Annotated in this window: 29 protein-coding genes and 1 tRNA gene; 16 read left to right on the forward strand and 14 right to left on the reverse strand. The window is 58.6% G+C overall.

The genetic code is table 11. The features are described from left to right. Positions 1-33: 33 nt before the first annotated feature. A complete protein-coding gene (purD, locus tag MCP_RS13175) occupies positions 34-1,347 on the forward strand; it encodes a phosphoribosylamine--glycine ligase (protein WP_012901343.1) in 1,314 nt (437 codons plus the stop codon). 3 nt (positions 1,348-1,350) lie between these two features. Here purD and MCP_RS13180 read toward each other — a convergent pair whose 3' ends face one another. Together MCP_RS13180 and MCP_RS13185 are read right to left on the reverse strand one after the other, a co-directional pair. Continuing rightward, positions 1,351-2,706, reverse strand: coding sequence for an FAD-dependent oxidoreductase (locus MCP_RS13180; RefSeq protein WP_012901344.1), 1,356 nt, complete (start codon positions 2,704-2,706; stop codon positions 1,351-1,353). After that, entirely contained in the window at positions 2,703-3,002 is a 300-nt protein-coding gene (locus MCP_RS13185) for a hypothetical protein (RefSeq protein WP_012901345.1), read from the reverse strand. Before MCP_RS13185 ends, MCP_RS13180 begins: the two co-directional genes overlap by 4 nt. A 130-nt stretch (positions 3,003-3,132) precedes the next feature. Between MCP_RS13185 and aroA the strand changes: the two genes are divergently transcribed. The 3 genes from aroA to MCP_RS13200 are packed head-to-tail and all read left to right on the forward strand — an operon-like array spanning position 3,133 to position 6,765. Then, complete coding sequence (gene aroA / locus MCP_RS13190) at positions 3,133-4,425, forward strand: 3-phosphoshikimate 1-carboxyvinyltransferase (protein WP_012901346.1); 1,293 nt, start codon at positions 3,133-3,135, stop codon at positions 4,423-4,425. Continuing rightward, a complete protein-coding gene (aroC, locus tag MCP_RS13195) occupies positions 4,422-5,504 on the forward strand; it encodes a chorismate synthase (protein WP_012901347.1) in 1,083 nt (360 codons plus the stop codon). The genes aroA and aroC overlap by 4 nt, the downstream gene beginning before the upstream one ends. 49 nt (positions 5,505-5,553) lie before the next feature. Next, positions 5,554-6,765, forward strand: coding sequence for a tetratricopeptide repeat protein (locus tag MCP_RS13200; RefSeq protein WP_012901348.1), 1,212 nt, complete (start codon positions 5,554-5,556; stop codon positions 6,763-6,765). A gap of 2 nt (positions 6,766-6,767) precedes the next feature. Here the strand turns inward: MCP_RS13200 and MCP_RS13205 are convergent, their stop codons facing one another. Further along, the gene (locus MCP_RS13205) at positions 6,768-7,481 is read right to left on the reverse strand and encodes an HAD family hydrolase (RefSeq protein ID WP_012901349.1); all 714 of its coding nucleotides are present in this window, start codon (positions 7,479-7,481) and stop codon (positions 6,768-6,770) included. Between the two features lie 139 nt (positions 7,482-7,620). Between MCP_RS13205 and ilvD the strand changes: the two genes are divergently transcribed. Further along, positions 7,621-9,267 carry a dihydroxy-acid dehydratase gene (gene ilvD / locus MCP_RS13210; RefSeq protein ID WP_012901350.1) on the forward strand — a complete coding sequence of 549 codons (1,647 nt, stop codon included), beginning with the start codon at positions 7,621-7,623 and terminating at the stop codon, positions 9,265-9,267. Positions 9,268-9,273: 6 nt separating this feature from the next. Here the strand turns inward: ilvD and MCP_RS13215 are convergent, their stop codons facing one another. Together MCP_RS13215 and MCP_RS13220 are read right to left on the reverse strand one after the other, a co-directional pair. Beyond that, positions 9,274-9,639, reverse strand: a complete 366-nt coding sequence (locus tag MCP_RS13215; protein ID WP_128567229.1) for a response regulator — start codon at positions 9,637-9,639, stop codon at positions 9,274-9,276. Between the two features lie 169 nt (positions 9,640-9,808). Next, a complete protein-coding gene (locus MCP_RS13220) occupies positions 9,809-10,444 on the reverse strand; it encodes a MarC family protein (protein ID WP_012901352.1) in 636 nt (211 codons plus the stop codon). Positions 10,445-10,561: 117 nt separating this feature from the next. On the opposite strand from MCP_RS13220, the gene MCP_RS13225 reads away from it, so the two are divergent. From MCP_RS13225 to MCP_RS13275, 11 genes are all read left to right on the forward strand, one after another. Beyond that, complete coding sequence (locus tag MCP_RS13225) at positions 10,562-10,936, forward strand: DUF2111 domain-containing protein (RefSeq protein ID WP_012901353.1); 375 nt, start codon at positions 10,562-10,564, stop codon at positions 10,934-10,936. Between the two features lie 40 nt (positions 10,937-10,976). Further along, on the forward strand, positions 10,977-11,240 hold the full coding sequence (locus MCP_RS13230; protein WP_012901354.1) for a ubiquitin-like small modifier protein 1: 264 nt from the start codon (positions 10,977-10,979) through the stop codon (positions 11,238-11,240). Between the two features lie 43 nt (positions 11,241-11,283). Then, positions 11,284-11,976: a ribose-5-phosphate isomerase RpiA gene (gene rpiA / locus MCP_RS13235; protein ID WP_012901355.1), complete on the forward strand. Its 693-nt coding sequence runs from the start codon at positions 11,284-11,286 to the stop codon at positions 11,974-11,976. A gap of 61 nt (positions 11,977-12,037) precedes the next feature. After that, positions 12,038-12,142, forward strand: a tRNA-Met gene (locus tag MCP_RS13240). Positions 12,143-12,217: 75 nt separating this feature from the next. Continuing rightward, positions 12,218-13,642 (forward strand): amino acid permease, encoded by a 1,425-nt coding sequence (locus MCP_RS13245; RefSeq protein WP_012901356.1) that lies wholly within the window; start codon positions 12,218-12,220, stop codon positions 13,640-13,642. Between the two features lie 293 nt (positions 13,643-13,935). Next, the gene (locus MCP_RS13250; RefSeq protein WP_012901357.1) at positions 13,936-14,475 is read left to right on the forward strand and encodes a pyruvate ferredoxin oxidoreductase subunit gamma; all 540 of its coding nucleotides are present in this window, start codon (positions 13,936-13,938) and stop codon (positions 14,473-14,475) included. Positions 14,476-14,479: 4 nt separating this feature from the next. After that, positions 14,480-14,764 (forward strand): 4Fe-4S binding protein, encoded by a 285-nt coding sequence (locus tag MCP_RS13255; RefSeq protein WP_012901358.1) that lies wholly within the window; start codon positions 14,480-14,482, stop codon positions 14,762-14,764. Then, a complete protein-coding gene (locus MCP_RS13260) occupies positions 14,764-15,960 on the forward strand; it encodes a transketolase C-terminal domain-containing protein (RefSeq protein WP_012901359.1) in 1,197 nt (398 codons plus the stop codon). Before MCP_RS13255 ends, MCP_RS13260 begins: the two co-directional genes overlap by 1 nt. Then, the gene (gene porB, locus MCP_RS13265; RefSeq protein ID WP_012901360.1) at positions 15,961-16,884 is read left to right on the forward strand and encodes a pyruvate synthase subunit PorB; all 924 of its coding nucleotides are present in this window, start codon (positions 15,961-15,963) and stop codon (positions 16,882-16,884) included. A 14-nt stretch (positions 16,885-16,898) separates the two neighbouring features. Further along, positions 16,899-17,501, forward strand: coding sequence for an IMP cyclohydrolase (locus tag MCP_RS13270; RefSeq protein WP_012901361.1), 603 nt, complete (start codon positions 16,899-16,901; stop codon positions 17,499-17,501). Between the two features lie 53 nt (positions 17,502-17,554). Next, positions 17,555-19,345 (forward strand): GAF domain-containing sensor histidine kinase, encoded by a 1,791-nt coding sequence (locus MCP_RS13275; protein ID WP_231845087.1) that lies wholly within the window; start codon positions 17,555-17,557, stop codon positions 19,343-19,345. Between the two features lie 29 nt (positions 19,346-19,374). Here MCP_RS13275 and MCP_RS13280 read toward each other — a convergent pair whose 3' ends face one another. The 9 genes from MCP_RS13280 to MCP_RS13325 form a co-directional block, all read right to left on the reverse strand. After that, positions 19,375-20,367 (reverse strand): transcription initiation factor IIB, encoded by a 993-nt coding sequence (locus MCP_RS13280; RefSeq protein WP_394296155.1) that lies wholly within the window; start codon positions 20,365-20,367, stop codon positions 19,375-19,377. A gap of 29 nt (positions 20,368-20,396) precedes the next feature. Continuing rightward, positions 20,397-20,636, reverse strand: coding sequence for an H/ACA ribonucleoprotein complex subunit GAR1 (locus MCP_RS13285; RefSeq protein WP_012901364.1), 240 nt, complete (start codon positions 20,634-20,636; stop codon positions 20,397-20,399). A gap of 115 nt (positions 20,637-20,751) precedes the next feature. Continuing rightward, entirely contained in the window at positions 20,752-21,411 is a 660-nt protein-coding gene (locus MCP_RS13290; RefSeq protein WP_128860227.1) for a histidinol phosphate phosphatase domain-containing protein, read from the reverse strand. A 484-nt stretch (positions 21,412-21,895) separates the two neighbouring features. Further along, the gene (locus MCP_RS13300; protein ID WP_128860073.1) at positions 21,896-22,204 is read right to left on the reverse strand and encodes a signal recognition particle subunit SRP19/SEC65 family protein; all 309 of its coding nucleotides are present in this window, start codon (positions 22,202-22,204) and stop codon (positions 21,896-21,898) included. Positions 22,205-22,547: 343 nt separating this feature from the next. Beyond that, a complete protein-coding gene (locus tag MCP_RS13305; protein WP_012901367.1) occupies positions 22,548-22,787 on the reverse strand; it encodes a DUF3194 domain-containing protein in 240 nt (79 codons plus the stop codon). Positions 22,788-22,811: 24 nt separating this feature from the next. After that, a complete protein-coding gene (locus MCP_RS13310) occupies positions 22,812-23,177 on the reverse strand; it encodes a prefoldin subunit beta (protein ID WP_012901368.1) in 366 nt (121 codons plus the stop codon). A gap of 18 nt (positions 23,178-23,195) precedes the next feature. Then, positions 23,196-23,438, reverse strand: coding sequence for a KEOPS complex subunit Pcc1 (locus MCP_RS13315; protein ID WP_012901369.1), 243 nt, complete (start codon positions 23,436-23,438; stop codon positions 23,196-23,198). Between the two features lie 19 nt (positions 23,439-23,457). Continuing rightward, a complete protein-coding gene (locus MCP_RS13320; protein ID WP_012901370.1) occupies positions 23,458-23,595 on the reverse strand; it encodes a DNA-directed RNA polymerase subunit P in 138 nt (45 codons plus the stop codon). Positions 23,596-23,610: 15 nt separating this feature from the next. After that, complete coding sequence (locus tag MCP_RS13325; protein ID WP_012901371.1) at positions 23,611-23,895, reverse strand: 50S ribosomal protein L37ae; 285 nt, start codon at positions 23,893-23,895, stop codon at positions 23,611-23,613. Positions 23,896-23,897: the final 2 nt, after the last annotated feature.

Genomic DNA, 23,897 nt, shown 5'->3' on the forward strand with positions numbered 1-23,897 from the left:
GCCCTTTACAATACGAAGTGAGGTTTGTTTTTCATGAAGGTCCTGGTAGTCGGCTCCGGCGGCAGGGAGAATGCTATCGTTGACGCGCTGGCGCGCAGCGCCTATAAACCTAAGATCTATGCAGCCCTGGGCAACCTGAACCCGGGCATCCGGCGCAAAGCCGAGGATCATCTTTTGACGAAAGAGACGGACGTGCCCGCCATCGTGCAGTACGCCGACGAAAAGAGCGTTGACTTTGCCATCGTCGGCCCGGAGGCCCCCCTGGCGGCAGGCCTCGTGGATGCCCTGCACGACAAGGGCATACCTGCTGCCAGCCCCACCAGGGACGCGGCCCGCCTCGAGTTCGACAAGGCCTGGACCCGGACCTTCATGGCCCGGAACGGCATCAAGGGCGTGCCCCGCTTTAAGGTGTACGAGGACGCGGGAGACGCTTATCGATATCTGGAAGAGTTCCCGAACAGCGTCATCAAGCCTGCCGGCCTTACGGGCGGCAAGGGCGTCAAGGTCATGGGCGAGCACCTGAAGACGCTCCAGGAGGGCAAGGCCTACATCGAGGAAGTCCTGAAAAGCGGCAAGGTCGTCATCGAGGACCGGCTGGAGGGCGAAGAGGTCACGATACAGGCGTTCGTGGACGGCAAGAACGTGTCCCCGATGCCCACTGTGCAGGACCATAAGCGGGCCTACGAGGACGATAAGGGCCCGAACACCGGCGGAATGGGCTCCTACACGGACCACACTGAGCTGCTCCCGTTCATGTTCATGGAGGACTATAACGAGGGCGTCGAGATCATGAAGGCCACCGTCGAAGCCCTGAAAAAAGAGATGGGCATCGTCTATAAGGGCACGCTGTATGGGCAGTTCATGATCACCGGCGATGGCATGAAAGTCATCGAGTATAACGCCCGGTTCGGGGACCCCGAGGCCATGAACGTGCTCACGCTATTAAAGACCGATTTTGTTGATATTTGCCAGGCCATGATCGACGGCTCTCTTGATAAGATGAACATCGAGTTCGAGAGGAGCGCCACCGTGTGTAAGTACGTGGTGCCGAAGGGGTACCCTGACCACCCATTGAAAGACTCGCCTCTTAATGTGGTCGAAAAGCCCGAGTATAAAGTGTACTATGCTAGCGTTAACGAGCGCGACGGCAAGGTGTATACGACCTCATCGAGGTCCCTGGCCATCGTGGGCGTCGCGGATACCATCGCCGAGGCCGAGCTATTGACGGAGATGGGCCTGGCGAACGTGCACGGCGAGTTCCACAGCAGGCACGACATCGGAAAGGAAGCGCTCATCCGCAAGAGGATAGAGCACATGGACGCCATCCGGGGAAGACGGCAGCCATAGAAGTCACTTTTTATATTTTTTACACCTTAGTGCCAGCATCTCGGCCGTGTACGTGATCGGGTCGATCATAGGTGACACGGGCGGGGCATAGCACGTCTCCACGTCGGCCAGCTCGGCAGGGGTCATCTTCTTATGGATGGCCAGCGTGAGCACGTTGATGCGCCCGTGGACGCCCTCTTTTCCTATGATCTGGGCGCCTATGACTCGCCTGCCGTCCGCTATTAGCTTGATGTCCAGCTGTCCGCCCTCGGGGTAGTACCGGGCCCTCGTGTTGCTCTTTGCTTTAAAAGATATGGGCTTGATCCCGGCCGCCTCGCAGGCCCTCGTCGTCAGGCCCACCGAGCCTATCTGGAGGTCGCCGACCACGGTGATGGCCGGACAGAGGACCGGCCCGTATGGGACGCCCATGCCCATGAGCTCGTTAGCAAGATAGCCCGACTGCCGGTTTGCCACGGTGCCTATGGCGCAGACGACCTTACGGCCGGTAATGGCGTTAACTTCCTCGACGCAGTCGCCGGCCGCATAAACATCATCCAGCACTTTGCCGTTCTTCTTTACGCGGAAGTGCTCGTCCACGTCGATGCCGCCCGCGGGGCCGATGTCGATGCCGGCCTTCTTCGCCAGCTCGACGTTGGGCTTCACCCCGGCCGCCAGGAGCACCATGTCGGCTTTTATCGTTTCCCCGCCAACGCTCACCGACTCTACACGGTCTTTACCGTTAATGGAGTCCACGCCCTTGCCCGTGATGACCACGGCGCCTTTATCCTTCAGGTGGTCCTCCAGCATCTTGGTCATGTCCGGGTCAAGGGCCCCGGGCATAAGCTGGGGCATCCGCTCGATGATGGTCACATCGATGAACCTGTCCAGGAACGCCGGGGCGGTCTCCAGGCCGATGGGGCCGCCGCCGATGATAGCCACACTCTCAACGTTATCCATGGCCTCTGCAAGCCGCTTCCCATCCTCCAGCGTCAACAGCCGGTACACCCCCATCAGGCCCACGCCGGGAACTGGCGGCACGAAAGGCACCGAGCCCGTGCTGATGACCAGCTTTCCATATTCGAGGGCCTCGCCGCCCTCGATCGTGACGGTCTTCGCCTCGAGATCAATGCCCGTTACGGCGGTGCCCGTGCGCACATCAAGGCCAAGGTCTTTAAAAACCTCAGGGGTATACAAGACAAGCTTATCAAAGCTCTCGATCTTCCTATCAAGAACGAAGGGCATACCGCACTGGCTGTAAGCCACGATGGGGTCTTTAGAGAAAAGAGTTATCTTCATGTCGGGGCGCTTACGGGCTAGCGTAAAGGCCGTGGTAATCCCGGCTCCGCCCGCCCCGATAAAAACAATGCGGTCAGAGCTCATATGTCGCCGCTGACCTTTTTGATCTCTTCCACTTTCTTTTCCAGCCCGTCGATCCTGCCGTCGAGCGTCTGCACGAACTGCTTCGTCTTCTCTGTGGTGACCGCCCCGTGCATGGAAGGCCCGATGAGGCCCTCGTGCTCCAGGACACGCAGTGAATAGCGCACCTTATGCTTGGGCAGGCCGGTGGTCTCGGCGAGCTTCATGATGCCAATGGGCTCCTCCCGTATGACGTATTTTAATATCAGTAAATGCCGTTCGAGCATTTCGAGCTCAAGTTCGATCTTGCTGATGAGCATAAGTACCCTTCTATTGGAGACCTTTCTTTTATGTTTATGCGTAATCCTTATTAAGGCTTTGTGGGTCATGCCGATATTATTTCCACCATAATATTTTTTATACGCCGGGCCCATTACTTCACGTTGCATCATGATGCCGATAAAATCTAAAGATAGTATCGTAGCGAAGGTCAAGAAGTCCGAGGTTTATGGTGAGGTCGAGGCTCCCCCGTCTAAAAGCTATACGCACAGGTCCATCGTTATAGGCAGCCTGGGGCACTATTCTAAGATAGAAAAGCCCTTGCTTTCTGCCGATACGTTAGCAACAGTGGGGGCGTGCAGGGCCATGGGGGCGGAGATCGACGTAAAGGGCGACTACCTTGAGATCGCCGGCGTCATCGGCAGGCCGAAGGTGCCCGACGACGTGGTCAACGCCGCTAACAGTGGCACCACTTTACGTTTGTGCACGTCCATGGCGGCGCTGGCGGACGGCGCTACCGTCTTTACGGGCGATAGCTCGCTTCGGAGCCGCCCCAACGGTCCCCTCATCAAGGCGCTCAACGACCTTGGCGCGATCTGTTTTTCCACCCGCCACAACGGGCTTGCGCCTATCGTCGTGCAGGGCCCCATGAAGGGCGGCGAGATCTTTATCGAGGGGGGCATCAGCTCTCAGTTCATCTCATCACTGCTCATCTCCTGCCCGTTCGCCAGGCGGGACACGACGATCAACATTAACGGCGAACTGAAGTCTAAGCCGTACGTCGAGGTAACGCTCGAGATGATGGAAAAGGCCGGCGGGAAAGTGTCTACCGATTTTAAGGAGTTCCACATCGAGAGCGACCAGGATTACGAGCTCAAGTCATACCGTGTCCCCGGTGATTTCTCCTCCGCTTCATACATGCTCGCGGCCGGAGCGCTGGCCGGAAAGGTCACGGTCGCCAACCTTTTCGAGTCAAAGCAGGGGGACGCGGCCATCATGGAGTACCTGCTGGACATGGGCGCGAACGTGTACTGGGACACGGAGAAGGGCACGGTCACGGTGGAGCAGGCCGGGCTGAGGGGCATCGACATCGACGCGGGGGCGACCCCCGACCTGGTGCCGACGCTCGCCGTCCTCGCCGCGTGCGCTAAGGGCACGACCCGTATCACCAACGCGGCCCACGTCAGGTATAAGGAGACGGACCGTCTCCACGCCATGGCCACGGAGCTTAAGAAGATGGGCGCCGACATCACTGAGGAGCCCGACGGCTTAGTGATCAATGGCGGCAGGCTCAAGGGCGCGAAGGTCGACGGCTACGACGATCACCGCATAGTCATGGCGCTCGCGGTCGCGGGCCTGATGGCCTCGGGAACGACCTCCATAGACACGGCCGAGTCCGTGGACATCTCGTACCCGGGATTTTTTGCCGACCTTAAGCGCATCGGCGCGAAGGTGGACACATGAACACGTTCGGCAGGCGCTTCCGGCTGACGACGTTCGGCGAGAGCCACGGCCCTGCCATCGGAGCCGTCGTGGACGGCTGCCCCGCGGGCCTCGAAGTAGGTGCCGGCGATATCCAGGCTGAGCTCGATAAGAGAAAGCCAGGGCAGAGCTCGGTCACCTCCGGGCGCAAGGAGCCCGACCGCGTGGAGATCTTGTCAGGCCTGTTCGAGGGAAAGACCACGGGCATGCCCATCGCCATGCTGGTCCGCAATGTGGACGTGGACTCGTCGGCTTACGAGAATATCAAAGACCTGCTCCGGCCCGGCCACGCCGACTACGGGTACCTGGCGAAGTACGGCTTCAGGGATCACCGGGGCGGAGGACGCTCATCGGGCAGGGAGACCGCGGGCCGGGTCATGGGAGGCGCCGTCGCGAAGAAGCTGCTCTCGCTCAGGGGCATCCACGTTTACGCTCATACGGCCTCTATATACGACGTCAAGGCTGGAGAGGTCACTCCAGAGGACATCATCAATAACACGTACAAGAACCCTGTGCGGTGCGCCGACCCGAGGGCCGTTAAAGAGATGGAGGAAGCCATCAATATGGCAAAGCGGGACGGCGATAGCGTCGGAGGCACTGTAGAGGTCATAGCCACAGGAGTGCCCGCGGGCCTGGGCGAGCCCGTGTTCGGGAAGCTGGACGCCGACCTGGCGGGAGCTCTCATGGGCATCGGCGCCGTGAAGGGCGTCGAGGTCGGCCTCGGGTTCGGGGCCGCATCGCTCAGGGGAAGCGAGGTGAACGACGAGTTCTACTGGGACGGCGGCGTCAGGACGCGCACGAACCGTGCCGGAGGCATCCTGGGCGGCATCAGCACGGGCATGCCCATCGTCTGCAGGATCGCCGTCAAGCCCACGCCATCGATATCGAAACCGCAACAAACGGTCAACGTTGAAACAAAGGAAGACGCGATCATCGAGATAAAGGGGCGCCACGACCCGTCGATAGTGCCGAGGATCGTTCCCGTAGTCGAGGCCATGACGGCCCTGGTGATCGCCGACCACATGCTCATATCGGGCAGGATAGGGCCGGCCCTGCCGTGAAATTTTCGACAAAGTCTGCTATACATACGCATTTTACTTTTCTTATGTAATGCCGCAGAGGATACCGGAGCTTACTATGGGCCCTTGCCGCGAGTTCGGGGAGCCAGGGCTGGAGGATATCGCCCGCCTGCCGGTGCCGCCTGTTATGCCTGACCGGGTGAAAAAGGTGGCCGGCAGGCTGGCCGCCGATGGGGCCATCGACGGGGACGAGGCCCTGTACCTGGCGGAGCTTGTAGATAAGATGGCCGTGGCCCCTGGCTACGTGCGCTTTCTCGACGCCAGTAAAAAGAGAGAGGAGGCCGTCCGTCTCTACGAAATAACCAGCAGGCTATCGCTGACGTCCCATCCGCTGAGGGACGACCTGCTCCTGTCCATCGGCATCATTCTATTCAACCTCTCGCCATCCGAAAAGCTCGTGGAGCTGCTGGCGTCCATGAGGCCCGCGAAAGGTCCGCTGGCGTACGAGTTCCACTCGATGATGGCCCTGAACTATTTACTTTTGGAGAGGCTCGATACCGCGGCGTCTCACGCGGAAGAGGCGCTGGAGTCCGCGCCCGATGAGGATCAGGCCGCATACGTGAGGATGCTCAAGGGATGCATTGCTCTACGGCAGGGCAATCCCGAATCTGCGATAACATTTTTCGATGAACGAAAGCCCGCCGGGCGCCTTCGGACACTGGCATCCTTCTACTCGGGTATCGTGCGCTATGAAAAGGAGGACTACGAGGGTGCCATCAGGCACTTCGAGTCCGCCCGGCCGGGGGCAGGGGACCCGCTGGACAGGATGGCCATCGGCTGCAACGTGGGCGCCTGTGCCGTGAACATCGGCGACATGGAAAAGGCAGAAAGCGAGCTCCAGGAAGTGAGCCGGTCGGCCTGGAAGAAGAGCGGCGCAAAGGAGGCCTACCGCAAGCTGCTCGCAGACAGCTACATGGGTATCGTGTCGCGGGCGCACGGCGACTACCCGCAGGCTGAAATATACTATAAGGAGGCCCTGAAGGCCTGCATACGGCAGAAGAACACGGTCGGCATCGCGAACCAGATCGGCAACATCGGGTTCCTGTACCTCTACGCGGGCGACCGCGCGGGCGCCCTTCGCCTGCTGAACTCGTGCATGGTGTACTCCGAGCGGATGGGCTACTGGGACGGCATCCGCTTTTCCTACGAGCACCTCTATGACACACTGACGGTCATGGGGCACGCCCTCGAGGCAAGGAAGCTAAAACAGGTGTACACGTCCCGCTACCCCGGGCTGAGATAGCCTCACATGATGGCCCGGCCGGGCCGCATTTCGAACCTTCGAGCGAAGCACTGCTCGAGGTCTGAGAACGATTCGTCCACCTCGTCGGCCTCCTGTAAGTACGAAGGATCAAGCGTCGATGCGATGGCGATGACGTAGCCCACCTTAGCGGCTTTCGCGGACTTTATACCGAGCGGGGCGTTCTCGATGGCTACGCAGTCGAGGGCCGGCATATCGAGCTTCGTCATGGCGGACAGGTATGGCTCCGGCCCGGGCTTGCCGCTCGCCACGTCCTCGGCGCCCACGATGACGTCGAACGCCCCATCCAGCCCCACCTTTTTTAAGACCGTGGCCACCGACTCCCTCTTGCTCCCGGTCACCAGCGCCAGCGCTACGCCATTGTTCCGGAGCATCCGGAGCGTTTCCCTCACGCCGTCGTATGCCCGCCCGTGCTCGTTGACCATCTCGCCAAAGGCCCTGGTCTTATCGTCGACTATGCGGCCGAGCTCTTCACCTGGTAAGTCTTTATTTTTTGAGGCAGCGATGTCCCGGGCCATGGCAGTCGAAGTCATGCCCTCCCTGAGATAGACGTCCATCTTTTCGACAACTATGCCGGCCCGGGCAAAGGCGAGCTTCCAGGACTCGTAGTGAAGGGGCATGGTATCCGTGATCACGCCGTCCATGTCGAAGAGCGCTGCCCTGTATAAGTAAATGTCAACGGAGCATCTTTCGGCCATCAGCCTCATATTGGCCTTTCAGGTTTTTAAATATCGCAAAAAGTTTATCGGACACGGGCACCTTTTATATAGAAAACCTGATAGGTACGGCAACACCTTTAAAATAACGTGCCATAAACGAGTACAGTGAGACCTTTATATGAGGAGCGATACGGTAAAGAAGGGCATCGCCAGGACGCCCCATAGGGCGCTCCTGAAGGCGGTCGGCGTGACCGACAAGGATTTTGACAGGCCGTTCATCGGCGTGGCCAACGCGTGGAACGACATCGTCCCGGGCCACAAGCACTTACGCGAGCTTGCGGAAAAGATCAAGCAGGGCATCCGCGAGGCGGGAGGCGTGCCTTTTGAATTTGGCGTCATCGGCATCTGCGACGGCATCGCCATGGGCCACGAGGGCATGTTCTACTCGCTCCCGTCCAGGGAGGTCGTGGCCGACTCCATCGAGCTCATGACGGAGTCCCACCGGTTCGACGGCATCGTCATGCTGGGCAGCTGCGACAAGATCGTCCCGGGCATGCTCATGGCCTCGCTGCGTATCAACATCCCGTGCATCATCGTCACCGGCGGGCCCATGGAGCCCGGGCGGCTCGATGGAAAGGACCTGACCCTTATTACTTCGTTCGAGGGCGTCGGGAGCGTCGGTGCCGGGAAGATGACCGAGGCAGAGCTGAAGCGCATCGAGGACGCCTGCTGCCCCGGGTGCGGGAGCTGCCAGGGCCTCTACACTGCCAACACCATGGCCTGCATGACCGAGGCCCTGGGCCTGTCGCTCTCTGGCTGCGCGACCGCCCACGCGACCAGCGCCGCCAAGTCCCGCATAGCGCTGGAGAGCGGCCGGCGCGTTGTCGAGCTCGTGAATAAGGGCATAAAGCCCCTTGACATCGTATCCCGGGACTCCTTCGTCAACGCCATCAGGGTGGACCAGGCCATCGGCGGCTCCACGAACACGGTCCTGCACCTCATGGCCATCGCCATCGAGGGGGGCATCGACCTGAAGCTTGACGACTTCGACCACATCAGCGGCGAGACCCCTCATATCTGTCACATGGGCCCGGCGGGCCCCTATACCATGAAGGACCTGGACGAGGCGGGCGGCATACCGGCCGTAATGGGGCGCCTCGAGGGCATGCTCCACGACGTGCCGACGGTCAACGGCACCTCGCTCTTATCCATTGCAAGGGCTGCAAAAGTGCTTAACCCGGAAGTCATCCATCCGCTTAGCTCGCCGGTCCATAAGACGGGGGGGATCACGATCATGTACGGCAACCTGGCGCCGGAAGGCGCTGTCGTGAAGAGCGGCGCCGTGAGCGAGAAGATGCTCAAGTTCAGTGGAAAGGCGAAGGTCTTCGACTCCGAGGACGAGTGCAACGAGGCCATCCTGGCCCGGCGCATCGTGGCAGGCGACGTGGTCGTCATCAGGTACATCGGGCCGAGGGGAGGCCCGGGCATGCCGGAGATGCTGGGCCCCACGTCGGCCATCGCGGGCATGGGCCTGTCAGAGTCGGTCGCGCTCATCACCGACGGTCGCTTCTCCGGAGGCACCAGGGGCCCCTGCATAGGCCACGTCACCCCCGAGGCCGCCGACGGCGGCATGATCGGCCTGCTGAAGGACGGCGACGTCATCGCTATCGACATACCCGGAAAACGGGTTGACGCAAAGCTGTCGCCCGAAGAAATAGAAGCCCGAAAAAGGGCGTTCACGCCCAAAAAGAAACAGCTGAAAGGCTATCTGGCCCGGTACGCGAGGAACGTCACGAACGCCTCGCTGGGAGGCCTGATCCGCTAGGACGGCCTAAAGGCCGAGCTCCTTCGCGACCTCTTCGATATTAAAAATAAGGTCTTTCAGGGAAATGGGCTTCTTTAGAAACCGCTTCGCGCCCGATTCCCTGGCCTCTTTCTCCACTGCCTCGTCAGCAGAGACGAAAATGATGCCCGTGTCCGGGTAATCGGCCAGTATCTCCCTGGTGGCCTCGACGCCGTTCTTCGTGGGCATCCGGTGATCCATGATGATGATCTGCGAGGGGTTCTCGCGGTTCTTTTCCACCGCGTCCGTGCCGTCGTTCGCGACAAAAGTAATTTCATATCCATGCGAAGCGAGGGCTAACTTATATAGCCTTTGCAGATCCGGCTCGTCGTCAACGATGGCTACCTTTAACAGTGTAGGCCCCCTCCCTTACGCGCAATGGGTTCTTTTTCAACTAATGTAAATTCGAATATAAATATTCTGCCTAAGACAACGGTTCGCTATTAATGATTCTACATACGGCACGATAGCTTTTGCCGCTTAGAGTTTTTTCTTATGGAATATTGAAGCTATGTGCCCCGAGTTACGCCCCTAATACTGGAAAAGCGTGGAGCAGCCCGTTCACCATCATTTCCACGGCGATGGTGGCGAGCACGATACCCATGATCTTCGTGAGCACGCGGGCCCCGTCCTTCTTTATGGCCCCGTACACCCAGTCGCAGTTTATAACTATTAAAAACGCGGCGGCCATGGCGATCAGTATGGCGATCATGATGGAGCCTTTTTCGATAGTAGTTCCCGCCTCGTTCATCAATATCATCACAGTGGCCATGGCGCCCGGCCCGGCAAGAAGCGGCGTGGCCATGGGCGTCACCGCGACGGATTCCCTCTCCTCGTCGGGGTCGATCTTCGAGGCAGGGCTGCGGCCCATGAGCATATCGAAGGCGATCGCCAGTAACAACAAACCGCCCGCGATGCGCAGCGAGTCCAGCGTGACGTTGAGAAGGTCGAAAAGGAACTTTCCGATGAGGGCGAACACGAGCAGGATCGCCGTGGCGATGACCACGGACTTCGCGATGGCGTTCCGGCGCTCGACGGCCGTGAACTTCTGCGTGAGCGATATGAACAGGGGCACGTTGCCGAACGGGTTGACGATGACAAAGACGCCCACTAACGCATGGATGAAGAGCGTGCCTGTCAGCGCTATGTCGAATGCCATCGTTAGCAGAACGATAAGTTACTATTAAAGTTTTTCCGTCGCCTGCGCCCCGGAGGCAGCGGGGGCTCCGGGGCCCCGAGATAAAAGTTTTATTTTCCGGCGGCAGTAACTCTAATCATGAATCGTATCTGTATTTCTGAAGACTCATCCGCCGACGACCTCGTGGAAGTCGCCATGTGCGTCCACCGCCTGTTCGGCCTCCCAGTCACCGCCCGCAGCAAGAACAGGCCGGGGGTCCGCATCGAGGACGGCCGCGTCGTGTCGAAGTCCCATACCGGCCCCGTGCTTGAGCGGGTCATTGCCGAGAATAGGGTGATCCAGGAGCGCCCGGCTTCGGGAGTCTACGAGGGCATTCCCGTCATCGTGGCGCCCGTCGACGTGGGAGGTAAGGCCGTGGCGGCCATCGGCGTGGTGGACGTGACCGGCTCGCTCGACCTCAAGTCGCTCATGGACCAGTACTCCAGCCTGCAGAAGCAGGTCGGTGACCGTTAATAAGATTTATATCCTGACGTCGCCATTGAGGTTTACAGCCATGAAGATCAACGTTAGACTTTTTGCTAATTTCCGTGAGGCCGTGGGCAAGAAGGACCTGTCTTTATCCCTGAATGGCGATACCGTCATGGCCGCCGTCCTCGGCCTGATCGCCCTCTATCCCGCCCTGGGGCCTCTGATGCTGCACGACGGGGGCCTGAAGCCCTACGTGAACGTCCTCGTCAACGGTAAAAAGGCCGGGACCACGGATAAGATAAAAGAGGGCGACGAGCTGGCCATCTTCCCGCCCGTGTCAGGCGGCTAGAAACCGTAAGCTATTTTCTTTTTCCACGCTTTTACGTACTTGTATGAAGGACCATTCGGGCAGCGACCTTGCGAGGAAGAACGCCGCCGTAAAGGCGTGCGAGCTGGTGGAGGACGGGATGGCGGTGGGCCTGGGGACGGGCTCCACGACGGCCTACGCGATCAGAGAGCTGGGCAGGCGTGTGGACGAGGGCCTTGACATCGTGGGCGTTCCGACTTCGTACGCGTCCGAGGCGCTGGCCATCGAGTGCAACATTCCGCTTTCGACGCTCGCCGAGTGCCCGGAGCTGGACATCGATATCGATGGCGCCGACCAGGTGGATTCCTCATTGAACGTCATCAAGGGCGGCGGGGCAGCCCACACGAAGGAAAAGATCGTCTCATGCTCTTCGAAGATGTTCGCCGTTGTCATCGACGGCAACAAGCTGAAGGACGTCCTCAACCGGGGCGTGCCCATCGAAGTGTTACCGTACGCCCGCAGGCTCGTCGAGAAGAAGATCGCCGGCCTGGGCGGCAAATGCACGGTCAGGACGGGCTCCGGTAAAGATGGCCCTACTATCTCCGATAACGGCAACTTCATCATGGACTGCGACTTCGGCGTTATTAATAAACCGGCGGCGCTGGCGGAAGCGCTGGCGCAGATACCGGGCCTGGTCGAGCACGGCATTTTCACCAACGCCGACTTCGTGTACGTGGGATACGAGGACAGGGTCGAGCGCCTGGAAAGGAAAAAATAACGGAAACGAAACCGCAAAAGTTATATCATTTGATATGCTCTTTAGAATGCCAAATCGTGATGTCGGAGTGGCCTAGTCTGGTTAGGGCGTCGGACTCATAGGGTATTGTAGTAATGCCATAACCTGAGACATCCGGAGGTCGGGGGTTCGGATCCCCCCTCCGACACTACTATTTATCGCCTATTATTCGTTTTCTGCCTTCGACAAGCTACATATATCGACCGGGCGAACATGTCACTAAATGGTATTTCCTCTCATCGCCGAGCTCTTCCGCACGAAAAGCGTCGACCAGCTTAAGGAGACGGCAGAAAAGAGGGGCCTGAAGAAGGCGCTCGGCCCTCTCGACATTACTCTCATGGGCATCGGCGCCATCATCGGCGCCGGCATCTTTGTTTTGACCGGGGTGGCGGCCGCGAACTATGCCGGGCCTGGCATCGTTCTTTCGTTCATCATCAGCGCCTTCGCCTGCGTCCTGGTCGCTCTCATCTACTCGGAGCTGGCCTCGATGGTGCCTGTGGCCGGGAGCACGTATACTTACACGTACGCCGCTTTGGGCGAAGTCGTCGCCTGGGTCGTCGGCTGGGACCTCATACTGGAGTACTTTTTCGCCGTGTGCATGGTGTCCTCGGGCTGGTCGGGCTACATGGTAGGTATTTTTCGGTCGGCCGGCATAGCGCTCCCGCAGTACCTGGCCGCGTCACCGGATGCCGGGGGATTGATCAACGTTCCAGCCATGTTCATACCCCTGCTTATCGGGTTCCTGCTGATTCGCGGCACAAAGGAAAGCGCTACAGTCAATCGCATCATCGTATTTGTAAAGCTGGCCGTGATTTTCATCTTCATCGTCCTCGCCGTGCCGAAGGTGGATCCGGCGAACTGGACGCCATTCCTTCCATACGGGTTCCAGGGGGTGATGGCGGGAGCAGCCATCATATTCACAGCATTCTTAGGGTTCGACGCCATGTCCACTACCGCCGAGGAAAGTGGCAACCCCGGCCGGGACCTGCCCATAGGCATCATCGGCTCGCTACTCATTTGTACGGCCCTCTACGTGGCGGTATCAGGATTGCTCACGGGCCTCGTGCCCTATACGGAGCTGAACAACCCAGAGCCCGTGGCATACGCGCTGTCGGCGGTCGGCTACAGGCTGGGCTCGGCCATCGTGGCCGTCGGAGCCATTGCGGGCATCACCACAGTCCTCCTGGTCATGATGTATGGCCAGACCCGCATCGTGTTCGCCATGTCCCGGGACGGGTTCCTGCCCGACTGGGTCGGCAGGCTCCACCCGAAGTACGGCACCCCCTACATGGTCACGGCCGTATCGGCTGGCGCTGCCGCCATCGTGGCCGGCCTGGTGCCCATCCGGATCCTCGCAGAGCTGGTCAACATCGGCACGCTCTTCGCCTTTATCCTCTCCGCCATTGGCGTGTTCATATTGCGCTATAAGCTGCCCGACCTGCCCAGGCCATTCAAGGCCCCGGCCATACACATCGTGGCACCCCTGGCGGTCATCATGTGCGCGGTGCTCATGCTAATGCTCCCATTGGCGACCTGGGTACGGTTCCTGCTCTGGTTCAGCTTCGGGCTTATCATTTATTTCGGGTACGGCTACAGGCACAGCCGGCTGAGTAAGGAAAAAGCAGTAGAATTAGTAAGTAAGAAATAGAACAAATTAGCATCGCTAACCCCTATATTAATCGTCATTTGACGAACGCAGGCCACTATGATGCCCATTATGTTACATGATGCCCCGGTTCGCTTTTAGAGAAGAAAAAAACACAGCGTCAAGCTAATTATGGCCTATTATTTTTTTATACCTATATAATAGATTAGACAAAAAAGCACCTAAAATGGCCACATGACTGTCGATTATCTCACAAGGCTTATTTAGGCGTAGAGATATTCTACATGTAAAATCATTAAGAACTTTCATATATGGTTACATACGGAGGACGGAAGTTGAAAGAAATACGAATACACGGGCGAGGCGGCCAGGGATCCGTCACTGCGGCCGAGCTCATCGCGGTCGCCGCGTTCGAGGACGGCAAGTGGAGCCAGGCCTTCCCCTACTTCGGGACGGAGAGGCGAGGCGCCCCCGTGACAGCGTTCGCGCGGATATCGGATAAAAAGATACGGGTCAGAAGCCAGATCTACGAGCCGGACTATGTCATCGTGCAGGACCCTTCCTTGTTGCCGGGCGTCGACGTGGCCAGCGGCATGAAGAAGGACGGCCTCGTCATCATCAACACCGAGATGGCGCCGGAGGACCTGAAGCTGAACACCCCGGCCAAGGTCAAAACCATCGACGCCACCACGATCGCCATCAGCATCATCGGCAAGCCCATCGTGAACACGGCGCTGCTGGGCGCGTTCGCGGGCGCGACGGGCCAGATCAGGCTGGAGTCGGTCAACAAGGCCATCAAGGACCGCTTCCCGGGCAAGGTCGGCGAGAAGAACGTCGAGGCCGTCAAGAAGGCCTACGAGCTCATGAGCAGGTGAGAAGATGGCCAGGAAAGAAAAGCTAACCATCGGCCTCGTGGGAAAGCCCGGAAGCACACTTACGTATCACACGGGCGGCTGGAGGACCTTCAGGGCCGTAATAAGCCACGAGAAGTGCATCGGCTGCAAGCGCTGTGCCGATTCCTGCCCCGACGGGGCGCCGTACGAGTGCGCCCACGACGGCAAGAAAAAGAAGTTCTGTATCGATTATGATTATTGTAAGGGCTGCGGCATCTGCGCCTACGAGTGCCCCGTGGATGCCATCAACATGGAAAAGGAGGAAAAGTAATGGCCCGCATGCATGTCGTCGAGGGCTCCATGGCAGTGGCCGAGGCCGCTAAGGCCTGCCGGCCGGCCGTGGTGTCCGCTTACCCGATCACCCCCCAGACGCACATCGTCGAGGACATATCCCAGATGATAGCGGACGGGGACCTTCAGAATTGCGAGTACGTGAGGACCGAGAGCGAGTTCAGCGCCGCGTCCATGGTACAGGGCGCGGAGGCCGCCGGAGCCAGGACATTTAGCGCCACGTCGAGCCAGGGCGCCGTGCTCATGTACGAGGTGCTGTTCTCGATAGCGGGCATGCGCCTGCCCTGCGTCATCGTGATGGCGAACCGCTCCGTGTCGTCGCCCATCTCAATATGGAACGACCACCAGGACGCCATATCCGCCAGGGATAACGGCTGGATACAGCTCTGGGCGGAGGACGCGCAGGAGGCCGCGGACCTGGTCATCCAGGCCTACAAGATCGGCGAGGACCACCGTATACTGCTGCCGGTCATGGTCAACATGGACGGCTTCTCGCTCACGCACGTCTACGAGCCGGTCGAAGAATACGACCAGAAGATGGTGGACGAGTTCCTTCCCCCGTATAAGCCGCTGTACGCGCTGGACCCGAAGAATCCCATATCGATGGGCACGCTGGCGCAACCCGAGGTCTATACCGAGGCCCGGTACATGGTGCACAATGCCCAGCTCCGCGCTAAAGAAGTGATCGAGGACGTCGCGAAGGAGTTCGGCCAAATGTTCGGGCGGTACTATGGCGGCCTTATTGACACCTACAGGATGGAGGACGCGGAAGTCGTGCTCGTCGCGATGGGCTCCATTATCGGCACGATGAAGGACGCCGTTGACGAGATGCGGGATGTGGGGATGAAGGTCGGCATCGTGAAGGTGCGGTCCTACCGGCCGTTCCCGGTCGAGGCCCTGCGTGCCGCTCTCAAGGACGTGAAGTGCATCTGCGTCATCGACAGGGACATCTCCATGGGAATGGAGGGGGCGCTTTTTACGGATCTGCGCGCCGGCCTCTATGCAAAGTCCAGCGCCGAGGTGCTCGGCTTCATCGCGGGCATGGGCGGCAGGGACATCACCATCCAGGACTTCAAGAACATGGCGAACAAGGGCTTTGCAAAGCTCAAAGGCGAGAAGGTGTCGGAGATGGAATGGTACAACCTTGACGTCGACATACTCCCGGAGGGGATATAAATGGCGGCACTGGAGGACCTGTTCGCGTCGGGCCACAGGGCCTGCGCGGGCTGCGGGTGCGCGCTGACGCTGAAGACGCTCATGCACGTCGTGGGCCCTAACGTCATCATCGCGAACGCCACGGGCTGCATGGAGGTCATCGCCTCCCCGTACCCGGAGACCGCGTGGAAGGTGCCCTGGATCCACTCTCTCTTTGAGAACGCGGCGCCGGTCGCCGCGGGCATCGAGGCCGGGCTGAAGGCCACGGGCCGGAAGAACGACACCAAGGTCATCGCCATCGGCGGCGACGGGGCCACGTTCGACATCGGCTTCGGCTTCCTGTCGGGCGTCATGGAGAGGGGCCACGACATTCTTTACTTATGCTACGATAACGAGGCGTACATGAACACGGGCATCCAGCGCAGCGGCTCCACGCCGTACGATGCCTCGACTACGACCACGCCCTCGGGTAAGATATCCTTCGGCAACCAGAGGCCCAAGAAGAACATGCCGGCCATCATGGCGGCCCACGGCGTGCCCTACGTGGCGGTCACCTCGATAGGCTATCCGGCGGACTTCACCAAAAAAATAAGAAAAGCGTTATCCATCGAGGGGCCAAAGTATATTCAGGTACACGCGACCTGCACGCCCGGCTGGGGCGTCGACAGCGCCCAGTCCATCGAGATCCTGAGGCTCGCCGTCGAGACGGCGATGTACCCATTATTCGAGTACGAGAACGGCGAGGTCACCAGCGTGCACAAGATCAAGGACAGAAAGCCAGTCCGGGAGTACCTGGAAAAGCAGAAGCGGTTCTCGCACCTCTTCAAGATGCCGGGCGGCGATAAGGAGATCGAGAAGATCCAGCAGCTCGCCGACGCGAACGCCGCCAGGTTCGGGCTTGACGTCAAGCCGAAGGCGCCGCAGGGGGCCGCTCCCGAAAAATAGGCAGGAGTAACATAATGTACGTCGGAAGGTTCGTTTGCGTTGGAAAAACGAACGGGAAGCTGTGGGCAGGATACCGGGTATCCTCCCGCTCGTTCCCTAACCGGTACGCCGTGAAGCTGAGCGACAGCACCGTGGCGATCATGCCGAAGGACGTCAAAGACCTCGAGAAGAGCCCCTATATCTCGTATAACTGTATCAGGCTGGCTGATGGGGCGGCAGTCGTATCGAACGGCTCACATACTGACCCTATCGCCGAGAAGATCGCCAGAGGCTACCCGGCACGGGATGCGATCGCCTTGAGCTTGCTGGCTATGGACTACGAGAAGGACTCTCTCAACACGCCACGGATAGCGGCAGTCCTTTCGAACGACATGGCATACCTGGGCATCGTCACGAAGGACGGCATCAACGTGAGCGATTTTCCCCTGATGGAGAACGAGTGCTACATGGTCGCCACGTACGAGAAGACCGCTTTCTCGCGGCTGACAGTAGAGGCGGACTCCGCCAAGGACGCGGCGAAGAAGATGTTCGACCTCACCTTCGAGAAGCCCGTGTGCTCCGCGGGAGCGTTCCAGACGGACGGCGGCTTCGAGGCCGACGTGTTTAACGGGCCTTGACATAAACACGCTTTTTTAATTTTTATTGCCCTAATATCTTTTTATATTTTTAAATGAATATCATATCGAGACGCATGCAGGAAAAATATCGCGAGCATCAGCGCCCGGACAAATGGTGCTCACTTCTTTTCGAGAACGCCGCCATGATGGACCGGTCGGACAGGCTTGAGGACGCACTGGGCGGCCTGTCCTGCAATATGTCCGCATCCTCCGGGCTCGATTCCTGCTTTATATTATTAAGCGATGCCGGGGGCATCGATGCGAGGAGCGAGTGGAAGGTCGCCGCAGGATGCAGGGCCGACATAAGCCCCGGCCGTATACTGCATATATCGCGCACCGCCATGGCAGCCGTGGACTCCATGGGCCCTGCGGAAGCCCACGCGGGCGACCTGGGGCTTTCCGGCTATGAGGGCACTGGTTTTCTCTGCGTACCCCTCGTCTCCCACATGCGGACGGTAGGCCTGGCCGTCCTGTACACATCCGGCAAGTGCGTGGACATACCCCCGGATACAATAGAGCTTCTCGTCATGATGGGAGTCCAGGGGGCACACGCCATCGACGAGTTCAACTATAAGCAGGAGCTGCAAAAGCGCACCGACGAGCTCCGGCGGGTCTACGAGATCCAACGCAGGATCACGAGCACCATCGACCTGGACGAGGCGACCGAGAGCATTGTCGAGAATGCCCCCTACATCACCCGCTTTCAGCATTGCCTCATTTACCTCCTGGACCCGAACGAGCGGCGGATCGTGTCCGTCAGGGCTCCCGAGGCCGTAGAAAAAAAGTTCGGCAAGCTCAAGTTCAGCCTGGACGAGCTCGTGGCCACGAGGATCGCAATGGACGAGCGAAAGCCGCTATTCATCGAGGACGCTCGTACGTTCCCCAATATCTCTAAGCGCATTGTGAACATGCTGGGCTGGGTATCGGCCATCGTACTGCCCCTTATATCGAGGGACCGCGTGCTCGGCGTCATGTGGCTCTACACAACGGACCGGATGGTGCATTTCGACGATAACGACCGGAGGAGCGCGATCGCCCTTTCCGACCAGGCGGCCAACGTCATCGATGCAGCCAGGATACACAAAGAGCTCGAGGAGTCGTACGAGAAGCTTAAGGATCTCGACCGGACGAAGATGGAGTTCTTTACGCTCATATCCCACGAGCTCAGGAACCCGCTGGCCATCATCAAAGGCTATACGGAACTCCTGTACGACGGCACGCTCGGGCCGATAAACGATAAGCAGAAGGACAAGCTGGCCCGAGTGCGGGAGAACGTCGATAAGCTGGCCGACATGGTGGGCAAGATGTCCGAGATATCCTCGCTCGAGTCGAGGAAGTACACAGTGGACAGGGTGCCGGTCTCGCTGGGCGACATGGTAAGCGAGATCGCGGAGACCATGGGCTTCCTGTTCCAGAATAAGCGCATTACGCTTAACGTGGACATACCCGAGAATCTGCCACTCGTGGAGGTAGACCGTAAGAAGATGGAGCAGGTGCTGCTTAATTTGCTGAACAACGCGCTCAAGTACACCCCGGAGGGGGGCCACGTGACCGTCACCGCCGAGGACAGGCCTGCGGACATACTCGTTTCGGTATGGGACACCGGGATAGGCATACCGCAAAAGGACCTGGACAAGATCTTCTCGGGGTTCTACCACTCGGGCTACAAGCTATCTTACGAGTATAAAGGCCCCGGCCTCGGGCTGGCCATTTCCCGGAAGATCATCGAGGGCCACGGCGGGCGCATCTGGGCGAAGAGCGAGGTGGGCAAGGGAAGCACATTTTACTTCACGATACCGAAACGTACCGTTGCCTCCGGCTCAGCTGAAGCAAAAACAACCTAAAAAATTTTGGGGCAGCCGGAGCCGCCCGCTTACAGGATTATTTCAATGTCGAGCTCTTCGGCGAGCTCCTTGTACCGGTTCCGGATGGTGACCTCGGTCACGCCGGCCACGTTGGCAACCTCTCTCTGGGTCCTGCGCTCTCCGCACAGGATAGAGGAGATATATATCGCCGCCGCAGCCACGCCCGTCGGGCCTCTCCCGCTGGTCAGCTCCTTCTCCGCGGCCTGCCTCAGGATCTCCACGGCCCTGCTCTGCACCTCGCCCTTCAGCGACAGTCCCGAGCAGAACCTCGGCACGTAGTCGATGGGGGACGTGGGCATCAGCTTGAGCCCCAGCTCGCGGGATATGAACCGGTATGTCCTGCCGATCTCCTTGCGGGATACTCTCGACACTTCGGCGATCTCGTCGAGCGTCCTGGGCACGCCGTTCTGCCTGCACGCCGCGTACAGCGCCGCCGCAGCGACGCCTTCGATGCTTCTGCCCCTGATCAGGTTCTTCGTGACGGCCTTCCTGTACACGACGGCCGACGTTTCCCTGATGTTCCTCGGTAAGCCGAGAGCAGATGCCATACGGTCCAGTTCGGACAGCGCAAAGGCGAGGTTACGCTCAGTTGCGTTCGAGACACGGATGCGCCTCTGCCATTTCCTTAAACGGTATAGCTGAGCACGATTCTTCGATGAGATGGACTTACCATACGAGTCACGGTTGCGCCAGTCGATCATCGTCGACAGGCCCTTGTCGTGGATGGTGAACGTCATGGGAGCGCCAACACGCGACCGCTTCATTCTCTGGTCGTGGTCGAATGCCCTCCACTCGGGGCCCATGTCGATGAAGTCCTCATCGACGACCAGGCCGCATTCGTTACAGACGAGCTCGGCTCTTTCGTAGTCGTGGACAAGCTGGCGGGAGCCGCATTCGGGGCACTCGACGATGCGTTCCTCTCCCTCTGCCTTCTCTCCTTCCTTCTTAACCCGCTCAAGGGTCTTCTCCTTAGGGATCTCTTTCTTCTCTATTTCTCTGATCTTTTCTATTTCTGCCACGCTTACACCTTCTATGCCGTGTAGACTCGGTCATTTATGAGCGCTTTAGCCTTGGACACCGGATAATTCTTAAAAAGCCTGACGGAAATATATGGATCCTTCTCCGGGCCAAAGATGTCGTAAACGGTGCCGATCTTCTCCATTTTTTTGGTTAACACGCTGCTGTTCATTCTGGGAAGTGACCCGTCATCCGAGCGGATTATAAGGTTGCCGTGAGTCGATAAGTGTAATACCTTGCCAAGCCTCTTCAAAAATCGTCACTTCCAAAACTATAAATAGTCTCGCCTCATAGTATATAAACTTTACGTAATGCTTAATAAGCTACGCTATATGCGTAAAGTAAGGGCGCTATCCTCTGATGTAAGCCTATACTCTCTTTTTGAGGATTTTTATTAATAAATCTTTCGAATTTTGGAGCGCTTTTTCGGCCTCTTCCGCCGTCAGGCCCGCGCCCCGGGCTACTGCGAGGGCCTTTTCCCTCGTTATGAGATCATCGGGCGAGTGCGTGTCCGTGTCGACGACGAGGCGCGCGCCCGCGGCCTTTGCCATCCGGGCGACGTGGCCGTTCGTCACGTTGTGGCCATACCGGGCCGTGATCTCTAAGCAGATGCCGTTATCCGCGGCGAGCTTAGCCTCCTCTTCGGTGATGTAGCCGGGATGGGCCAGAATGTCCACGTCCTCGCACTCCGCGGCCGCCAGGTTGGTCAGCGGAGCGACCGGCTCCACCGGGGACTCGCCGTGCACGACCACGATCTCCGCTCCCGCATGCTTCGCCATCCGGGCGAGCTTCGGGATGAGCTTCGGAGGAACATGGGTGATCTCCACTCCCGCCAGCACCCTGATGTCGTAGCTTTCCTCCAGGTACCGTGCCTTCTTCGCCCCCTCGAGTAAAAAGTCCAGGTTGGTGAAGTCAGCGTGGTCGGTGAGGGCGATGGCCTGGTATCCGGCCACCTTGGCCCTGCGGACCAGCTCGCTCGGGATCAGCTCCCCGTCGCTGAAAAGGGTGTGAGTGTGAAGGTCGATCATCATATTGACTTGAATAAGCTATTATTTATGCTTTATGAAAAGTGGCTTTAGCAGTTCTATGCTCTTCGTCCTTGTTTCTTCTATTCGACGCACGTACAGCCCCCCGGTCGGTATCACGAAAACACGAAACTTTTTATATCCCGCGTAAGGCTCGAAATGCACAAAGGTAGATGCTTTGGGGTTTAAAACACGAAACAACCTCTCTAAAATACGAACCTCTCGAAAGGATTGAAACACGAGAAAAAGCATTACCATTGAAGTTCATGCCGTTCTTGTGTTTCTATCCTTTAGTGTTTTGGAGCCCTTAGGGAGGTTGTTTCGTGTTTTGAACGCCCGGCATGAGCTTGGTGATTTCGGGCCTTACGTGGGATATAAAAAGTCTTTCGTGGTTTCGTGATACCGACCGAAGGGATCCAGCTCCACAGGAAACATGGTTAAGGGTTGATAAGCAAGCACGGAGCTACCGAATATAAAAATACAGAGCCTACTGCTTGCCACCGCGCAGCCGGATGATCTCGGCGCCTATGCGGTCCAGCAGCGCAGACTTCGGCCCGAGGTTGTCGATCGTCACGCGCCCGGACCTGTCGAACGGCCGGGCAGGGTGCGCCCGGTTAGCCTCGACCTCCGGATGTAAACCCAGATTCTCGGCCGCACGCTTGATCTCGGACACCTTAGGGGCCTTGACCGAGTGCTCCTTCTTCGTCAGGCGGCCCTCTTTCCTCGTATGGTTCAGGTCAAGGTAGACGGGCCACACGAAGATCCGCTTATTGCTTTGCATCTCCTCTCGCTGCATCACTGATACTATGCGGTCATCAACTATTTATCTTTCCAGCGCATACAGAATAATTTATAACGATTTATCCTGATGAATGAGCAACACATTTATAACATTATAATCCAGAGTACTATTTGCCAATTATATGTAAAGCCTGTTGAACGCGGTTTAGTTGTTGAACAGTTGAGTTGTTGAACACGGCACAGCGGTTGAATAGGTGTAGCATATGTACACGGGCCGCGGCGAGCCTTTAATCGCCGCCAGTGAAAACGGAGGCCTATCGGAAAGGGATCGTGAGATTCTGGAACGAGAAACTCGAAAACACTGTATTCCTTCTTTTTCTTTACTCTTTAAAATAAGCTTACGTTTTTGGGCCCATGAGTTTTTCAGCCTTCTCGGAGGCCACCTTGATGGCCTCGTCGACGGTCTTCTGGTCGACCGCCTCGCCGCGGTCGGTGATGAGCCGGATGTCGATGGTCACTTCGCCCTCGTCCAGTGCCACGGCGATATCCAGGTCGTCGATGCGCTTGACGGGAACGACGGAGTAAATGTACTCGAGGGCGGCATCGTAGACCGCCTCGATCAGGGCTTCGTCCTTCATTCGCTTAGGACTTCTTCGCCGGCCTTATGAGGCCTCTTTCCCGCTGGGGCCCTTGCCAAGCGCGGCCTTAAGCTGATCCTGGAGCTGCGTGAAACGGGACTGGATGCGCTCTTCCTGGCGGGCCAGCGACTTCATCCTCACGTCCAGGGAGTCCTTCTTCTCCTCCAGGTCCTTGAGCACTTCTTCCTTGTTGGCCTTCACGAGCAGCTCGCCGGCGGCCTTGTAGACGACGGCGTCGTCCTCGGTCTTCTTGAGCTCATCAAGCGCCCTCTCGGTCTCCCGGAGGACCATCTCGACCTGGCTTCTCTGCTGCATGAGCGCCTGCGCCTGCTGCTGGATCTGCTGCAGCTGGGCAAGCTGGTTCTGGATCTGCGGTGGTAGTTCGTTCATGTCCTTCACCTAGATAAGTCAAATAGTATTACGGGCATTCAACATCTCCCCGGCTATTTTTATGAGGCGCAGCCAAGTGTTGAGCGCCGCGCGAAGAGAGATGATGTCCTCGGCTTCGATAAATAATGTTAACAGGCCTCCGTCCTGCCTGAGCTCTATGCGGGAGCGCTCGGACGGAGCGGCCTGGAGTTCGGGCTTCAGTGCTTCATGCACCTTGCCGGCCACGGGGCCGAAGGCGAACTCGACGAATACGGTGTGCATTCGCACCTAAGCGGGAGCTCTATACGGCTTTAACACGCTTGATGGTGGTCGGCCTTTCTTTGACCAGCACGCGGTGGCCGCAGTAGGGGCACCGGACGCCGCCATATTCCTTGTCAAGCTCCACTACGTGCTTGCAGTGGGCGCATTTGTATACCATTAACGGCTCTCCTGCTTATTCCTGGGCTTCGGTGGCCTTCTTGATGTTCCTGGCCATCGTCTTCCCGGTCGTGGTCTGGGGCAGGTACGTTCCGCCGGCGTAAGTGTAGCCGCACTTGGTGCAGGCCCATATGCCGGTGCCCTCTCTCCACACGGACATGCGTCCGCACTTGGGGCACTTGAAGGCCTGCTTCATGTTCTCTTCGATGTCGGCGACGAGCACCCTGGTCTTGCGGCCGTATCTCGGGCCGAACCTGCCGGCGCTCCTCGTCTTCCTGCCTTTCGCGCTTCCTTCTACCATGA

This window comes from Methanocella paludicola SANAE, assembly GCF_000011005.1.
Taxonomy (GTDB): Archaea; Halobacteriota; Methanocellia; order Methanocellales; family Methanocellaceae; genus Methanocella; species Methanocella paludicola.

Excerpts from the sequence above, each read along its gene's own strand:
- purD (WP_012901343.1), top strand. The coding sequence starts at position 34 with ATGAAGGTCCTGGTAGTCGGCTCCGGCGGCAGGGAGAATGCTATCGTT.
- MCP_RS13180 (WP_012901344.1), bottom strand. The coding sequence starts at position 2,706 with ATGAGCTCTGACCGCATTGTTTTTATCGGGGCGGGCGGAGCCGGGATT.
- MCP_RS13185 (WP_012901345.1), bottom strand. The coding sequence starts at position 3,002 with ATGCTCATCAGCAAGATCGAACTTGAGCTCGAAATGCTCGAACGGCAT.
- aroA (WP_012901346.1), top strand. The coding sequence starts at position 3,133 with ATGATGCCGATAAAATCTAAAGATAGTATCGTAGCGAAGGTCAAGAAG.
- aroC (WP_012901347.1), top strand. The coding sequence starts at position 4,422 with ATGAACACGTTCGGCAGGCGCTTCCGGCTGACGACGTTCGGCGAGAGC.
- MCP_RS13200 (WP_012901348.1), top strand. The coding sequence starts at position 5,554 with ATGCCGCAGAGGATACCGGAGCTTACTATGGGCCCTTGCCGCGAGTTC.
- MCP_RS13205 (WP_012901349.1), bottom strand. The coding sequence starts at position 7,481 with ATGGCCGAAAGATGCTCCGTTGACATTTACTTATACAGGGCAGCGCTC.
- ilvD (WP_012901350.1), top strand. The coding sequence starts at position 7,621 with ATGAGGAGCGATACGGTAAAGAAGGGCATCGCCAGGACGCCCCATAGG.
- MCP_RS13220 (WP_012901352.1), bottom strand. The coding sequence starts at position 10,444 with ATGGCATTCGACATAGCGCTGACAGGCACGCTCTTCATCCATGCGTTA.
- MCP_RS13225 (WP_012901353.1), top strand. The coding sequence starts at position 10,562 with ATGAATCGTATCTGTATTTCTGAAGACTCATCCGCCGACGACCTCGTG.
- MCP_RS13230 (WP_012901354.1), top strand. The coding sequence starts at position 10,977 with ATGAAGATCAACGTTAGACTTTTTGCTAATTTCCGTGAGGCCGTGGGC.
- rpiA (WP_012901355.1), top strand. The coding sequence starts at position 11,284 with ATGAAGGACCATTCGGGCAGCGACCTTGCGAGGAAGAACGCCGCCGTA.
- MCP_RS13245 (WP_012901356.1), top strand. The coding sequence starts at position 12,218 with ATGGTATTTCCTCTCATCGCCGAGCTCTTCCGCACGAAAAGCGTCGAC.
- MCP_RS13255 (WP_012901358.1), top strand. The coding sequence starts at position 14,480 with ATGGCCAGGAAAGAAAAGCTAACCATCGGCCTCGTGGGAAAGCCCGGA.
- MCP_RS13260 (WP_012901359.1), top strand. The coding sequence starts at position 14,764 with ATGGCCCGCATGCATGTCGTCGAGGGCTCCATGGCAGTGGCCGAGGCC.
- porB (WP_012901360.1), top strand. The coding sequence starts at position 15,961 with ATGGCGGCACTGGAGGACCTGTTCGCGTCGGGCCACAGGGCCTGCGCG.
- MCP_RS13270 (WP_012901361.1), top strand. The coding sequence starts at position 16,899 with ATGTACGTCGGAAGGTTCGTTTGCGTTGGAAAAACGAACGGGAAGCTG.
- MCP_RS13275 (WP_231845087.1), top strand. The coding sequence starts at position 17,555 with ATGAATATCATATCGAGACGCATGCAGGAAAAATATCGCGAGCATCAG.
- MCP_RS13290 (WP_128860227.1), bottom strand. The coding sequence starts at position 21,411 with ATGATCGACCTTCACACTCACACCCTTTTCAGCGACGGGGAGCTGATC.
- MCP_RS13300 (WP_128860073.1), bottom strand. The coding sequence starts at position 22,204 with ATGCAGCGAGAGGAGATGCAAAGCAATAAGCGGATCTTCGTGTGGCCC.
- MCP_RS13305 (WP_012901367.1), bottom strand. The coding sequence starts at position 22,787 with ATGAAGGACGAAGCCCTGATCGAGGCGGTCTACGATGCCGCCCTCGAG.
- MCP_RS13310 (WP_012901368.1), bottom strand. The coding sequence starts at position 23,177 with ATGAACGAACTACCACCGCAGATCCAGAACCAGCTTGCCCAGCTGCAG.
- MCP_RS13315 (WP_012901369.1), bottom strand. The coding sequence starts at position 23,438 with ATGCACACCGTATTCGTCGAGTTCGCCTTCGGCCCCGTGGCCGGCAAG.
- MCP_RS13320 (WP_012901370.1), bottom strand. The coding sequence starts at position 23,595 with ATGGTATACAAATGCGCCCACTGCAAGCACGTAGTGGAGCTTGACAAG.
- MCP_RS13325 (WP_012901371.1), bottom strand. The coding sequence starts at position 23,895 with ATGGTAGAAGGAAGCGCGAAAGGCAGGAAGACGAGGAGCGCCGGCAGG.